The following is a 13,623-nucleotide window of genomic DNA, read 5'->3' as shown; positions in this document are numbered from 1 at the left end:
AGACTGGAGGAGCAAGGCTCACTTTTTCAGACTGTCCCGGATCTCGGTCAGCAATTCGATCTCGGTCGGGCCGGCGGGCGCGGGGGCGGCTTCTTCTTCCTGCTTCTCGAACTGCGCCGTGATCTTCGTGGCATAGCGCACCAGCATGAAGATGATGAAGGCGAGGATGACGAAATTGATCACCACCGAAACAAATGCCCCCAGGCCCAGCACATTGGCTCCGGCCTCGCGCGCGGCGGCGAGCGTCGTGCCCGGTTCGACCTCGCCCGCAAGCACGATGTAGCGGTCCGAAAAATCGATATTGCCGAAGATCGCGCCCACGACCGGCATGATGATCTCGTCGGTCAGCGACTTGACGATCCCCGAAAACGCGCCGCCGATGATCACCGCGACCGCCAGTTCCATCACGTTGCCTTTGGCGATGAAGGCCTTGAATTCCGACAGCATGAACGTCCCCTTCTTTGTGCTGTTTGCTTCCTTGTGACACTCTGGCGGGGACCTGCCAACCCATGGGATTTCCTTGTGCGCCTGCTTGAACCGGCAAGGCGGTGTGCTATATCGGCAATACAGGAACTAGCCGCGCTGCCCAGGCAAGTGGTCAGCGCCATCTGGAGGGATCGATAATGAAGCTCACCACCATGCTCCGCGGCGCGCTTGCCGCCGTCGCTGCACTCAGCCTTGCAGCTTGCGGAATCAACTCGGTGCCGACCGCCGAGGAAGCCGCCAAGGCCAAGTGGGCCGATGTCGAAGCACAGTTCCAGCGTCGCGCCAACCTCATCCCCAACCTCGCCGAAGTCGCCAAGGGCGCGGCCGAGAACGAGCGCAACATCCTCACCGAAGTGACCGAGGCACGCGCCAAGGCCACATCCGTCAACATCACCGCCGATGATCTCAATGATCCGGCCAAGATGGAAGAGTTCGCTGCCGCGCAGAGCCAGCTCGGCGCCGGTCTTGGGCGGTTGCTCGCCAGCTTCGAGGCCTATCCGCAGATCCAGTCGAACCAGAACTTCCTTGCGCTGCAAAGCCAGCTTGAAGGGACGGAGAACCGTATCGCTGTCGCCATCCGCGACTACAACGAGGCCGTGCGCCAGTATAACACCACCATTCGCACCTTCCCGGACATCATCGGTGCCAAGGTGGTCCACGGGGCCGAGCCGATGGTGCCCTACAAGGCCGTGACCGAAGGCGCCGAGGCTGCCCCGACGCTCGACATGACGTCGAACTGATCGGCGTGATCCGTCGCCTGATCCTTCTGCTCGCGCTGGCGGGGGCGCTGTTTGCGTCCCCGCTCGCCGCGCAGCCGCAGTTTCCCGAACTGACCGGGCGCGTGGTCGATAATGCCGACCTGCTCTCGCCCGAGGAAGAAGCGGCGCTCACGGCGAAGCTCGAGGCGCTGGAAACCCAGTCGCAGCGCCAGCTGGTGGTCGCCACGGTGCCCGACTTGCAGGGCTACGATATTTCCGATTACGGCTACCAGCTGGGCCGCGCCTGGGGCCTCGGCGACAACGAGCGCAATGACGGCGCGCTGCTGCTGGTCGCGCCCAATGATCGCAAGGTGCGGATCGAGGTCGGCTATGGTCTTGAAGGCTATCTTACCGACGCGCTGTCCGCGCTGATCATCCAGAACCAGATCCTCCCCCGCTTTCGTGACGGAGATTTTCCCGGGGGTATCGAGGCGGGGACGGATGCAATCATCGCCCAGCTGCAACTCCCGCCCGAAGAAGCGGCCAAGATAGCGGCCGAAGCGGGCAAGGCACGCGAAAGCGACGGCGGCTTCCCGATCGGCGTGCTGATCTGGCTTGCCTTCATGTTCTTCTTCTTCGTCCTGCCGATCCTCTCGTCGCGCGGAAGGCGGCGCAAGTACCGCTCACGCGGGAGCGGCCCCTGGGGCGATCGCGGGCGCGATGCCGCCGATACCGCAGCCGATATCATCCTGTGGGAAGTGGGCAGCGCGATTTTGCGCGGAGCATTGTCGGGCGACGACGACGACGGTGGCTGGGGGGGCGGCGGCGGCTTCGGCGGTGGTGGATTCGGCGGCGGCGGCGGCTTTTCGGGTGGCGGCGGCTCTTTCGGGGGCGGCGGCGCCTCGGGGGGATGGTGATCGATGGCGTGGCTTGATGAAGCGGGGCACCGGCTGATCAGCGAGGCGGTGACCGATGCGGAGGCACAAACCTCGGGCGAGATCGTGACCGTGCTGGCAGACCGCTCCGACGGCTATACCGACGTGGCGTTGCTGTGGGCGGCAGGTGCCGCTTTCACGATGATGAGCATCTTCGCGGCCTTCCCCCTGCCCTTTCTCCAGCTGTGGGATCGCCTGATCGGCGGCTGGGGCCACGAATGGACGACCGGCGAGCTGGCCAGCATGGTGATCGGGCTCGGGCTCGTCACCTTTCTCGTCGTCATGCTGTTGCAGCAATGGGAACCGCTCAAATTCGCGCTGGTGCCCGGTCCCACCCGCACCGCGCGCGTCCACGCCCAGGCGGTCCGTCAGTTCAAGGTCGGCGCGCAGGCCCGCACGACCGGCCATACCGGGGTGCTCATCTACCTTTCGATGCGCGAACACAGGGCCGAGATCATCGCTGACGAAAGCATCGCCGCCAAGGTGCCCGCGGAAGTCTGGGGCGAGGCGATGGGCGACATGCTGGCCGAAATCCGCAAGGGATGCGTGGCTGAAGGTCTTAGCGTGGGCATCCGCGATGTCGGCTTCGTCCTCGCCGAACATTTCCCGCGGGGGAGCGAGGATGTGAACGAACTGCCCGACCGGCTGATCGAGGTTTAGGCCCCTTCCCTCTTGACCCTCGCCGCGCGAAGCTGTCGAAGGGCTTTCCCCGACCGCCCCGACGGAGTTCCCCTTGCTCAAAGACCGCGACGCCGACCTTCCAGAACAGGTCATGTGGGAAGGCCGTTTCATCACCGCCAAGAAGCGCGGACGGTGGGAATATGTCGGGCGTGCGCGCGGCATCCGTGCCGCAGCGATCATCGCACTGGATGAAGACCCGGACGGCACCCGCCATGTCATTCTCGTCAGCCAGTACCGCGTGCCGCTGGGCCGCTTCAGCCTCGAGATTCCCGCCGGCCTGATCGGCGATGACGAGGGCAAGGAAGGCGAGGATGCGACACTCGCCGCCGCGCGCGAGCTGGAGGAGGAAACCGGCTATCGCGCCGGAAGGCTCGAGGTGCTCGGCGAATTCTACTCCTCGCCCGGCATGGTCTCGGAATGCTTTACCCTGCTGCGTGCCCGCGACCTGGAGCGGGTTGGCGAAGGCGGGGGGACCGAGGGCGAGAATATCATCGTCCACCGGGTTGCCCTGCGCGATCTTTCACGCTTCGTGGCCGAATGGCGGCGCGCGGGCCACGCGGTCGACGTACGCATCGCGATGTTACTGACACCGGAATACCTGGGAGAGGATTGAGATGACCGAAGTTTTGGGGAAAGGCAGAGTCGCGGGCAAGATGGCCCTCGTCACCGGCGGCGCGCAAGGGCTTGGCCGCGCGCATTGCATCCGGCTGGCGCAGGAAGGCGCGCGGGTGCTGGCGACCGATATCAATGGCGACGGCGCGGCGGAGACGGCGGCGATCGTCAATGCGGAAATGGGCGCAGGCACCGCTTTCAGCATCGCCCATGACGTGACCGATCCGGCTCAGTGGGAAGCCGCGGTCGACGCCGCACGCGAGCATCTCGGCGGGCTCAACGTGCTGGTCAACAATGCCGGGATCGGCGTTGCCGGCAATATCGAGACCTGCAAGTTCGAGGACTGGCAGCGCTGCTTCGACATCAACGTCAATTCGATCTTCCACGGCTGCCAGAAGGCCCTGCCGCTGATGCGCGAACACGCGCCGGGGTCCATCATCAACATCTCGTCCATCGCCGGGCTGATCGCCAGCGATACCATGCCCGCCTACAATGCCTCGAAGGCGGCGGTGTGGATGCTGTCGAAGTCGATCGCACTCCACTGCGCCAAGAAGGGCATGAACATCCGCTGCAATTCGGTGCACCCGACCTTTGTCGACACGCCGATCCTTGATGGCACAGCGAAAGCGCACGCGCTGGACAAGGAAGTGCTGATGGAAAAGCTCGCGCGGCAGATCCCATTGAAGTTCGTCGGCGAGCCCAACGACATCGCCAATGCGGTGGTCTATCTCGCCAGCGACGAAAGCCGCTTCATGACGGGCGCGGAACTCAAGCTGGATGGCGGCATCTCGGCCATGTAAAAAAGAAGGGGCCGATGTGGCCCCTTCCCGGTTTCTTCCAATCAGGTGCAGCGGCCCGATAAACCGGGAACCGCTTGTCTGGCGCTGCACTCAATCCGCAATCAGCGCGATTGCGAGGTAGATCAGCAGGAAGCTACCGAAGCCGAGCAAGGTGCCGGCAACGAAGCCGATCCGCACCAGCATCGGATCAATATCGAAATAATTGCCGATCCCGGCGCAGACGCCGAAGACCTTGGAATTGGTCTTGTCGAGGCGGAAGCCTGCGCGAGGCGGCTTGCTGCCGGGATCGCGGGTCACGTTGTTCATTTCAGTCGTACTCCTGTTGCTTGGGTGGGAACTTACGCCACCAGGCCGGGGCTGGCAGGAACGATCGCATAAGCGAAGCTTGCGACCGTCAGCAGCACCGCGAAGGCGGCAGAGGCGAAGCGGGCAGTGGTATCGGGGCCGAACATGGGAAACTGGTCCTTTTTCAAAGAGTGGATCGAAAGCCGGGCTCAGGCAACAAGGCTCGGGCTGGCGGGGATGATGGCGTAGGCGAAGAACGCGGCCGAAACGACGAGCGAGAAGGCGGCGGCGAACAGGCGGTTGGAAGCTTCGAGGGCAAACATGGGGTAATCTCCTTGGTGTTTTTTGCTATCCTGCGGGACCATCCCGGGGATGCCGAATACATTGCAGGAGGCGTGCCAAACTCGAAAAATGGCAGAATTCCGGCGTTCTTCCGCTTTCACTCCGCAAACAGTTCATTCACCTTCCCGAAAGGTTGGGAAATTTCCCCAAGGGTTGGCATCTGCGATTTGACGTGGGCCGGACTGGTCAAATCAGGCCCCTCCCGCTACCTGCGTGCCCACCATGGGCCTCAGCCGGATCAGCCTCGAGAACTTCCGCAACCACGCGGCCACACAGCTGGGCGAAACGGCGCATTTCAACCTGCTGGTGGGCGAGAACGGCGCAGGGAAAACCAACCTGCTCGAAGCGCTTTCGCTGCTCGGGCCGGGGCGCGGCCTAAGGCGCGCAAACCTCGCCGAACTGGCCCGCAGGCCCGCACCCGGCGATCATCTCCTGCCTTTCGCCATCGGCGCGAGCCTCACGGAGGCGGGCACGGTCTCGGCCCGGCTCGGCACCTATACCGAGGCCGGCCAGCCCGGACGACGGCTGGTGCGGGTCAACGGCGCACCCGCGAGCGCGGCGAGCCTCGCAGAGTGGCTGGCGCTGTCATGGCTGACCCCTGCGATGGACGGGCTCTTCACGGACAGCGCGGGCGCGCGGCGGCGCTTCATGGACCGCATGGCGCTCGCCATCGCGCCCGATCATGCGCGGCGGGTCAACGCACTGGAGGCCGCCTTGCGCGAACGCGGGAGGTTGCTCGAACATGGCGGCGATCCGCGCTGGCTCGATGCGGTGGAGTCCCAGGCGGCGGAGCACGGCGCGGCGGTGGCCGCCATCCGTGCCGAACTGGTGGCACGCCTTGCCGATGAGTTATCCGTCCTTCCTCCGGAGCCTTTCGCCCGCCCTGCCCTCGCCTACCACCCCGGCGGCCCGACCGACGAGACGGGCTTGCGCGCCGAACTCGCCCGCCAGCGCCCGCGCGACCGGGCGGCGGGGCGCGCCCTCACCGGCCCCCAGCGCGACGAGATGGAAGTGCTGATGGCCTCCACCCGCCAGAGCGCCGGCGCCTGTTCGACCGGCGAGCAGAAGGCGATGCTGATCGCGATCACGCTGGCCCACGGTATCCTCGCCTCGGCCGGGCGCCCTTCCGTTTTGCTGCTCGACGAGGTCGCCGCCCATCTCGATCCGGTTCGCCGCACCGAACTTTTCAACCGGCTCAGGAACGGCAAGGCGCAGGTGTGGATGACCGGCACCGAACTGGCCCCCTTCGACGCGATCCGCGCCGAGGCGGCGATCTGGCGGGTGTCTGGCGGGAGTGTGGAGCGGGTCTAGCGCGGCGTGAAAGGGGTCTGGCGGGGGTCTAAAGCGGGTCTAACCGCGTTCAAAAGGGTTCTGGAAAGCCCGTTATTTTCAGATATTTCCTTATTTCCCAATGCCTTGCAATCCCAAGCCGACCCGATTCACCCGGCCGGCGGCAAGGCCCCCTCGACCTCGTCAATCGTCGATCCCACCAGCCGCTCGATCCCCTCGGCGGTGGGATGGATGCGGTCGGCCTGGAACAGCTCGGGTTCGCGATAGATGTCCTCCAGCCAGAACGGGATCAGCGCCGCACCATATTCCTTCGCCAGATCGCGGTACATCGCATCAAACCGGGCCTGATATTCCGGCCCGTAATTGGGTGGCGCGCGCATCCCCATCAGCAAGACTGGCACGCCGCGCTCCTGTAGGACAGACAGCATCTGCGCCAGATTGGCCCGCGTTTCTTCCGGCGAAAGGCCGCGCAGCAGATCGTTGCCGCCCAGTTCTAGGATGAACAGGTCCGGGCTTTTCTCTTGCGCGTCGAGCGTGAAGGCCAGCCGTTGCAAGCCTGCGGCAGTGGTATCGCCCGACACACCCGCATTGCCGATACGGGCATTGATGCCCTTGGCTCGCAACGCCGCTTCCAGCCGCGCAGGATAGCTTTGCGCCGGCTCAAGGCCATATCCGGCAAACAGGCTGTCACCGAAGGCGAGGATGCGGCGCTCGGGCCCCATGACGGGTATTGCCGGCAGCGCCGCCTCGTCCCGCGCCGCTTCTGGCGCGCGGGCAACCTCGTCGGCCTCGCTTCCGCACGCAGCCAGCGCCATCGCCAGCGCGGCTGCAAGACAAATATTAGTGCCATAGCGCTTGTGCATCCGCGAGCCTTCCCTAGCTGTACCTTGTCGCATACCCTCACCTATGCCATCGGAACCTCGTGACAAGTCCCTCTCTCGCAATCTCGGCCCGCAACCTCACCCTCACCCTCGGCAGCGATAGCGCGCCGATAACGATCCTGCGCGGGATCGATCTCGATATCCCCCACGGACAGGTCGTGGCGCTGCTCGGCCCGTCGGGTTCGGGCAAGAGCTCGCTGATGGCGGTGCTTTCGGGCCTCGAACGCGCCAGCGGCGGGAGCCTGACGGTGGCGGGCGCGGATTTCGTGGGCCTTGACGAGGATGGTCTTGCCACGGCGCGCCGGGGCCGCATCGGGATCGTGCTGCAGGCCTTCCACCTGCTGCCCACCATGACTGCGGCGGAGAATGTCGCGACCCCGATGGAACTGGCAGGCATGGAAAATGCGCAGGCCCGCGCGATTGCCGAACTCGAAGCCGTCGGCCTCGGCCACCGCACCGGCCATTACCCGACCCAGCTTTCGGGGGGAGAACAGCAGCGCGTCGCCATCGCACGGGCCACCGCGCCGCGACCGGGCCTGATTTTCGCCGATGAACCCACCGGAAATCTCGATGCGGCAACCGGTGAGGAAATCATCAATCTGCTGTTCGCCCGCCGCGCGGAAACCGGCGCGACCCTGCTGATCATCACCCATGATGCAGGCCTTGCCGCGCGCTGCGAACGGGTGCTGACAATGGCCGACGGAGTGATCGTGTCCGACACGGCAGGCAATCCGGTGGCAGCCGGCGCATGAGCCTGCCGCTCAAGACCGCGTGGCACATCGCCCGGCGCGATCTCAATGCGCGCTTCAAGGGGCTGCGGCTGCTTTTGGTGTGCATCTTCCTCGGCACCGCCGCGCTCGCCGCGATCGGCACGCTGACCGCCGCGATCGAGCGCGAACTGGTGTCTTCGGGGCAGGAACTGCTCGGCGGCGATCTGGAAGTCGAGGTGTGGCAGCGCGATCTGAGGCCTGACGAACTGGCTGCGCTTGAAGAATATGGCGAGGTTTCCGGCGGCTTCCGCTTGCAGGCCATGGCGAGCACGCCCGATGCGGCCGCACCGATCGAATTGAAGGCGGTGGACGCGAAGTGGCCGATGTTCGGCACGCTCGTCCTGTCGGACGGGCGCAAGGTCGGTGCACCATCGGGCACCAATGCATGGATTGCCGAAACCGCGCTCGAACGGCTGGGCATCGCTGTGGGCGACAACTTCACTGTGGGCACGGTGACGCTGAAAGCCGCCGGGATCATCAGGGACGAGCCTGACCGCCTTTCCGAAGGCTTCCAGCTTGGTCCGACGGTGATCGTGGCCGAGGATGTTCCCGCCAGAGCCGGATTGCTGCAACCGGGCGCCCTCTACCAGAGCAAGCACCGCGTCGCCTTTGCCGATGCGGGCCGCAGTCCCGAAGCGGTGGAAGAAGCGCTCACCCAGGCCTTCCCCGAAGCCGGGTTCGACATCCGCACCCGTGATCGCGCCTCGCCCGGGGCGGACCGCTTCGTGCGCCAGATGAGCGATTTCCTGACGCTGGTGGGCCTTGCCGCACTGGTGATCGCGGGGATCGGGATTGCGGGCGGCGTGTCATCCTATCTCGACCAGCGCCGATCCAGCATTGCCACGTTGAAGGTGCTGGGCGCGACGTCGGGGGATATCGTGCGCCTCTATGCGCTGCAGATCGGCGCGGCGGCGCTGGTCGGGAGCCTTGCGGGGCTGGCGGCAGGCGTGCTGGTCACCCCGCTGCTGGCGAGCGCATTGCAGGGCCTCCTGCCGGTCGAGAGCGGCTTTATCATCGCACCCGGCCCGCTGGCACTGGCGGGCGCCTATGGCCTGCTGGTGGCCTTCGCCTTCGCGGCCGCACCCTTGCTGCGCGCGCGCACCTTTCCGGCGATGGCGCTCATGCGTTCGGGGATCGTGCCGCTGGCGCGTGACCGGCGGGCGCTGGCGGCAACCGGCCTGGGCCTTGCCGCGATCTGCGCCCTGGCTCTGCTGACCACCGACCAGCCGATGCTGTCGGGCGGCTTCCTGGTAGGCGCGGGGGCTGCGCTGGTGCTGCTGGGCGGGCTTGGCTGGAGCATCCAGACCCTCGCCCGCCGCCTGCCGCGCCCCGCCAACCCGCTGCTGCGGAGCGCGCTTGCAAACCTCCACCGCCCCGGCGCGCCGACGGCGGCTCTGGTGACGGCGCTGGGCTTCGGTCTTGCCGCCTTCGTGCTGCTGGCCGCGGTGCAGAGCGCGATCGACGGCAATATCCAGAGCCGCGTCCCGCGCGAGGCGCCGGATTACTTCGTGCTCGACGTGCCGCGCGACAAGGAAGCCCGCTTCTTCGAACTGGTACAGGAAGGCTTTCCCGAAGCGGGCATCCGCAGCGTGCCGACCATGCGCGGCGCGGTGCTGGCCTATGGCTCCAAGGACAAGCTGATCCGGGTCGCAGATCTCGAGGAAATTCCCGAAGGCGCCTGGGCGCTGCGCGGCGAGCGCGGGCTGACCTATGCCGACCGCCTGCCGCAGGGCAACCGCATCGTCGCCGGCGAATGGTGGAGCCCGATGCATGACGGCGAGCCGCTGGTCTCGGTCGATGCGCGCTTTGCCGAGGCGGTGGGTCTGAAGGTGGGCGACTATCTCACCATCGGCATCCTCGGGGTCGAGCGCACGGCGCGCGTTGCCAATCTGCGCGAGATCGACTGGGAGAGCATGGGCTTCAACTTCGCGCTGGTGTTCAGCCGCAATGCGATCAGCGATGCCCCGCACAATCTCGCCGCGACCATCGACCTTCCCGACAACCCCGATGCCGCAGCGCGCGGCACGCTGCTGCGGGCGCTGGTGAGGGAGCTGCCGTCAAGCTCGGTGATCGAGGTCGGGGGGATACTGGTCGAGGCGCGCAACCTGCTCCAGCAAGTCAGCCTCGCAACCCTGGCGGCCGCGGCGGTGACGGTGCTGGCGGGGCTTGCGGTGCTGATGGGTGCGATTGCCGCCGCGCGGGCAGCGCGCACCTACGATACGGTGATGCTGCGGGTGCTGGGCGCGAGCCGGCGGCAGGTGCTGCTGCTGCAACTGGCCGAATATGGCCTGCTCGCAGGACTGCTTGCAGCGGTCGCGCTGGCGCTGGGCGGCACTCTGGCGTGGGTGGTGATCACCCAGCTGTTCGAATTCGACTGGCTGCCCGACTGGGGGCAAGTGCTGGCCGTGCTGGGCCTGGGCGTCGCGCTGGTGCTCGTCTTTGCCCTTGCAGGCTCGCTGCCGCTGCTGCGCGCCAAGCCGGCGCGGGCGCTGCGGGAACTGTAACGCCCCCGCAGCGAGGCGCACCCTATTCGAAAACGGCGGGATCGTAGCCCACTTCGCCCGGCTTGCCCTTCACCACCAGCGTGCCGGCCATCAGGTCATGCAGCCCCTGCTTGCGGTCGGTGAAGGCGATCATGATGTAGCCGATCATCAGGATCAGGCCCGACAGGATCTTGCCGAAATAGCGGCCGGTTGCACGGGCCGCGGAGATCCGGCGCCCTTCGGTATCGGTCACGATCAGACCCAGCACACGCTTGCCGGGCGTGGCCTGCCAGGACGAACTTTCGAAGCCGACGAAATAAGCAATCCCGAGCACCAGGCCGATAAGGTCGGAGGCGCCCACGCTTGGCTCTGCACTGGTATCCACCAGCGGATCGCCGAAGGCGAAGGCCAGCACCACGCCGATCAAGACCAGCGGAACGAGATCGATGATATAGGCGACAACCCTGATCCAGAATCCGGCGAAATTCATAAGAAAGCTCCCCTGTTCGCTCATGCAGCCTCGTGAGATCATCACAATCAGCCGGAGCGCGCAATGAAAAAGGCCCCGCGCATCGCTGCGCGGGGCCTCTTCATGTGATCGGGTGCTGCCGTCAGAAACGGAAGCGCACGAGCCCGCCATAAGTGCGCGGCTGGTTCGGATAACCCGAAACCGTGTCTTGCTGCGCCACACCGTCAAAGACAGTGAGGATCCATTCCTCATCAAGCAGGTTGCGGCCCCAGATTCCGACTTCCAGACCGCTGTTCAGTGCAAGGGTGATCGCGCCATTCACGTTGTTGATCTCGCGACGGAAGATCTCCGGGTTCCGCCGGTTGTTGATCGGACCGTTGAAGGTCGGCAGACCATTGTTGATGTCCACGTTGCTCTCATGCTGGTAGTCGATACGCGTGATCAGCTTCGTGCCGTTATCCCACTCGTGCGTGTGGGTTGCGGAGGTCGAAATCGCCCATGCCGGAATACCCGCGGGGCGCACGCCCGAAAGATCGCCGACCACCGAGCCGGTGAAGTCATCGAACAGCGGATCAAGGTGCGTCACGGCAAAGGTCAGGACAAGTCCGTCAGTCGGCTGGATCGTGGTGTCGAACTCGAAGCCCTTGACCGACTGGCGACCTGCATTGCGAAGCGCAAAGCCGGTGCCGGTGAAGGCAAAGCTCTGAAACCCGTCAATCGCCTGATCGAAGACTGCAAGGTTGAAGCCAACGCCATCGAACTGGCCCTTCAGACCGATTTCATAGACTTCGGTTTCTTCAGGACCCGCAAAGCGCGTGCCGGCGACGAGATTCGGAACGGCGAGGCCTGCATCGAGGATCGGCGAGTTTGGCGCAGCAAAGGTCGAATTGACCGTGCCGGGCGTCACCGAAAAGTCGGTCCCCAGCGGACGGCTGTCACGCGAGAGGTTGATCGAGCTCGCCTTGAAGCCGGTTGAATAGCTGAAATAGACATTCAACTCGGGGCTGATCTCATACGAAGCGCGCAGGAGATAGGTAAACTCGTCATCGTTCGTGCGTCCGTCCTCGATCGCGTTGGGAACGTTGAGGAAAGGCGGCTGGAACTGGAACGGTGCCAGGGCCACAAACGGGTTACAGCCGGTGGTGACGCCCGGAGGGCACGGTGTCGTCGCAACTGCCAGCAACCCGGCCTGGTTGGCCGCAGGCAATGCCTGGAACTGGTCGCGCGTGGTCACGGCGCCTGCGGTTGCGAGCGTGATGAAGGCATCGACCAGGTTCACATTCGCCAGCGGATCGGGCATGTTTGCACTTAGGGCGAAATTCTTCCGGTCATCGGTGTAGTTGCCGCCAACCGTGAAGACGAGGCCGTCGATGGGCTCGAAATCGATCGTGCCGAAGATCGACCACGCCTCGTTTTCCATGCGGAAGTTTTCATCCGAAAGCAGCGCCGTGCGGAAGATTGTCTCCTGCTGCAGGCCCAGCCCGGCTTCCACGGCGTTGAAAACGCTCGGCTGCCCGGTCAGGATGTCGGCTGGATTGCCACCCGCGAGAAGCTCAAAGAAGTCGCGAATTTGCGAACCATTTTCCACGCGGCTCTGCTGAGTGATGGTTTCATCGAAGTAGAAACCGCCGAGCAGGAAGTTGATCGGCCCGTCGAAGTCCGATGCAACGCGGAATTCCTGCGTGAAGGTTTTCACGCCCTGGTCGCGCTGCTCGTTGGCGATGTCGGCAGCGGTGTAGTCAATGTCCGAACGGAAGAAGTTGTCCAGCTCGCGGTAGGCCGTGATCGAGGTGAACGAGAGGCCGTTGTCCATCTGGTAATCCATCTGGATCGAGCCGCCATAGTTGTCGACTTCGTTCTCCGGCACGATGTTGAGGTTTGTCGTGCGGTTGAAGAAATTGCTGAAGTCCTGCGTCTGGCCGCCCAGCAGATCGAGTGCCGGTGCCGTGGGTCCGCGCACAACCGTGCCGACCTGGCAGCACACTTCATCGATGCGCGAATAATCGGCGATCGCGCGGATGCGGAAGTCGGCCGAAGGCTCGATCAGCAGCTGGCCGCGCGTCGACCAGCGGTTGCGGTCGTTCTGGTCCACCCCGAGATTGACGATCTCGGCCGTGCCGTCACGCTTCTGGTAGGTGCCGTCGAGCGAGAAGGCGATGTTGTCCGAAATCGGCCCGGTCACGTCGCCACGGATGAAGATGTTGTTGAAGTTGCCGTAGTTGGCCTCGACGCTGCCGCCGAATTCGAACTGCGGCTCCTTGGTGATGATCGAAATCACACCGGCGGACGCGTTCTTGCCGAACAGCGTCGATTGCGGGCCGTTCAGCACTTCGATGCGCTGGATGTTGTTAAGGTCGGACAGCGCGCCGGCCGAGCGCGAGCGGAACACGCCGTCGATGAATACGCCGACCGAAGGCTCGACACCGAAGTTGTTGTCGCCGTTACCGAAGCCGCGGATGATGAAGGTCGAAGCGCTCGAGGTCTGCAGCTGGCTCACCCGCAGCGAGGGGGTGACGGTCTGCAGGTCGAGCACGTCCCGGATCTGCGCCTGCTCGATCACCTCGCCGCTGGTCACGCTGACCGCGATCGGGGTTTCCTGCAGCGTCTGCTCGCGCTTGGACGCGGTGACGATGATGACATTGCTGCTTTCGGGCGCCTCGAGCTCGGGCTCCTGATCCTGCGCCAGCGCGGCGCCCGGCATGGCAAAGGCAATGGTAGCAGCACCCGCAAGCAGGGTGAATCGGTGCGAGCCGGCACTGCCGGTCAAGGTCGAACGCATGGAAGCTCCTCTCCTCAAATCCCTCGGACCCCGGCGCCGGTTTCCGGCACGCATCCCGCGATACGCTCTCTCCCGTGGTCGTCGATGGTTTGATAAGCGAGTGACGGTTTCG

At 65.0% G+C, this 13,623-nt stretch carries 15 protein-coding genes; 8 read left to right on the top strand and 7 right to left on the bottom strand.

Going from position 1 to position 13,623, the window contains the following annotated elements:
- Window positions 1–18 precede the first annotated feature (18 nt).
- Complete coding sequence (gene mscL, locus I603_RS00770) at window positions 19–447, bottom strand: large conductance mechanosensitive channel protein MscL (RefSeq protein ID WP_068861920.1); 429 nt, start codon at window positions 445–447, stop codon at window positions 19–21.
- A 176-nt stretch (window positions 448–623) separates the two neighbouring features.
- On the opposite strand from mscL, the gene I603_RS00765 reads away from it, so the two are divergent.
- The 5 genes from I603_RS00765 (at window position 624) to I603_RS00745 (ending at window position 4,212) form a co-directional block, all read left to right on the top strand.
- Window positions 624–1,226, top strand: coding sequence for a LemA family protein (locus tag I603_RS00765; protein ID WP_068861919.1), 603 nt, complete (start codon window positions 624–626; stop codon window positions 1,224–1,226).
- Between the two features lie 5 nt (window positions 1,227–1,231).
- Window positions 1,232–2,101 carry a TPM domain-containing protein gene (locus tag I603_RS00760; protein WP_068861918.1) on the top strand — a complete coding sequence of 290 codons (870 nt, stop codon included), beginning with the start codon at window positions 1,232–1,234 and terminating at the stop codon, window positions 2,099–2,101.
- Window positions 2,102–2,104: 3 nt separating this feature from the next.
- Entirely contained in the window at window positions 2,105–2,779 is a 675-nt protein-coding gene (locus I603_RS00755; RefSeq protein ID WP_068861917.1) for a TPM domain-containing protein, read from the top strand.
- Window positions 2,780–2,891: 112 nt separating this feature from the next.
- Window positions 2,892–3,413 carry an NUDIX hydrolase gene (locus I603_RS00750; RefSeq protein ID WP_068862471.1) on the top strand — a complete coding sequence of 174 codons (522 nt, stop codon included), beginning with the start codon at window positions 2,892–2,894 and terminating at the stop codon, window positions 3,411–3,413.
- Window position 3,414: 1 nt separating this feature from the next.
- Window positions 3,415–4,212 carry an SDR family oxidoreductase gene (locus I603_RS00745; protein WP_068861916.1) on the top strand — a complete coding sequence of 266 codons (798 nt, stop codon included), beginning with the start codon at window positions 3,415–3,417 and terminating at the stop codon, window positions 4,210–4,212.
- Window positions 4,213–4,302: 90 nt separating this feature from the next.
- On the opposite strand, the gene I603_RS00740 is transcribed toward I603_RS00745, so the two are convergent.
- From I603_RS00740 to I603_RS14630, 3 genes are read right to left on the bottom strand one after another with little or no spacing between them, the layout of a single operon-like run.
- Window positions 4,303–4,518, bottom strand: a complete 216-nt coding sequence (locus I603_RS00740; protein ID WP_068861915.1) for a PspC domain-containing protein — start codon at window positions 4,516–4,518, stop codon at window positions 4,303–4,305.
- Window positions 4,519–4,550: 32 nt separating this feature from the next.
- Window positions 4,551–4,664, bottom strand: coding sequence for an enoyl-CoA hydratase (locus tag I603_RS14635; protein WP_198157199.1), 114 nt, complete (start codon window positions 4,662–4,664; stop codon window positions 4,551–4,553).
- A 42-nt stretch (window positions 4,665–4,706) separates the two neighbouring features.
- Window positions 4,707–4,820 (bottom strand): enoyl-CoA hydratase, encoded by a 114-nt coding sequence (locus I603_RS14630; protein WP_198157198.1) that lies wholly within the window; start codon window positions 4,818–4,820, stop codon window positions 4,707–4,709.
- Window positions 4,821–5,061: 241 nt separating this feature from the next.
- On the opposite strand from I603_RS14630, the gene recF reads away from it, so the two are divergent.
- The gene (gene recF, locus I603_RS00735) at window positions 5,062–6,150 is read left to right on the top strand and encodes a DNA replication/repair protein RecF (RefSeq protein WP_068861914.1); all 1,089 of its coding nucleotides are present in this window, start codon (window positions 5,062–5,064) and stop codon (window positions 6,148–6,150) included.
- A 128-nt stretch (window positions 6,151–6,278) separates the two neighbouring features.
- Here the strand turns inward: recF and I603_RS00730 are convergent, their stop codons facing one another.
- Window positions 6,279–6,992, bottom strand: coding sequence for an arylesterase (locus I603_RS00730; protein WP_068861913.1), 714 nt, complete (start codon window positions 6,990–6,992; stop codon window positions 6,279–6,281).
- A gap of 59 nt (window positions 6,993–7,051) precedes the next feature.
- On the opposite strand from I603_RS00730, the gene I603_RS00725 reads away from it, so the two are divergent.
- Window positions 7,052–7,762, top strand: a complete 711-nt coding sequence (locus tag I603_RS00725; protein WP_068861912.1) for an ABC transporter ATP-binding protein — start codon at window positions 7,052–7,054, stop codon at window positions 7,760–7,762.
- Window positions 7,759–10,284, top strand: a complete 2,526-nt coding sequence (locus I603_RS00720; protein ID WP_068861911.1) for an ABC transporter permease — start codon at window positions 7,759–7,761, stop codon at window positions 10,282–10,284. The genes I603_RS00725 and I603_RS00720 overlap by 4 nt, the downstream gene beginning before the upstream one ends.
- Window positions 10,285–10,306: 22 nt before the next feature.
- Here the strand turns inward: I603_RS00720 and I603_RS00715 are convergent, their stop codons facing one another.
- Window positions 10,307–10,753: an RDD family protein gene (locus I603_RS00715; protein WP_232305204.1), complete on the bottom strand. Its 447-nt coding sequence runs from the start codon at window positions 10,751–10,753 to the stop codon at window positions 10,307–10,309.
- Between the two features lie 121 nt (window positions 10,754–10,874).
- Complete coding sequence (locus tag I603_RS00710) at window positions 10,875–13,511, bottom strand: TonB-dependent receptor (RefSeq protein WP_068861909.1); 2,637 nt, start codon at window positions 13,509–13,511, stop codon at window positions 10,875–10,877.
- Between the last annotated feature and the right edge of the window lie 112 nt (window positions 13,512–13,623).

The sequence above is a fragment of the Erythrobacter dokdonensis DSW-74 genome (assembly GCF_001677335.1).
GTDB classification, from domain to species: Bacteria; Pseudomonadota; Alphaproteobacteria; order Sphingomonadales; family Sphingomonadaceae; genus Erythrobacter; species Erythrobacter dokdonensis.
Note: the sequence above shows the minus strand (reverse complement) of the source record. Positions and strands in the feature narration are given on the sequence as shown.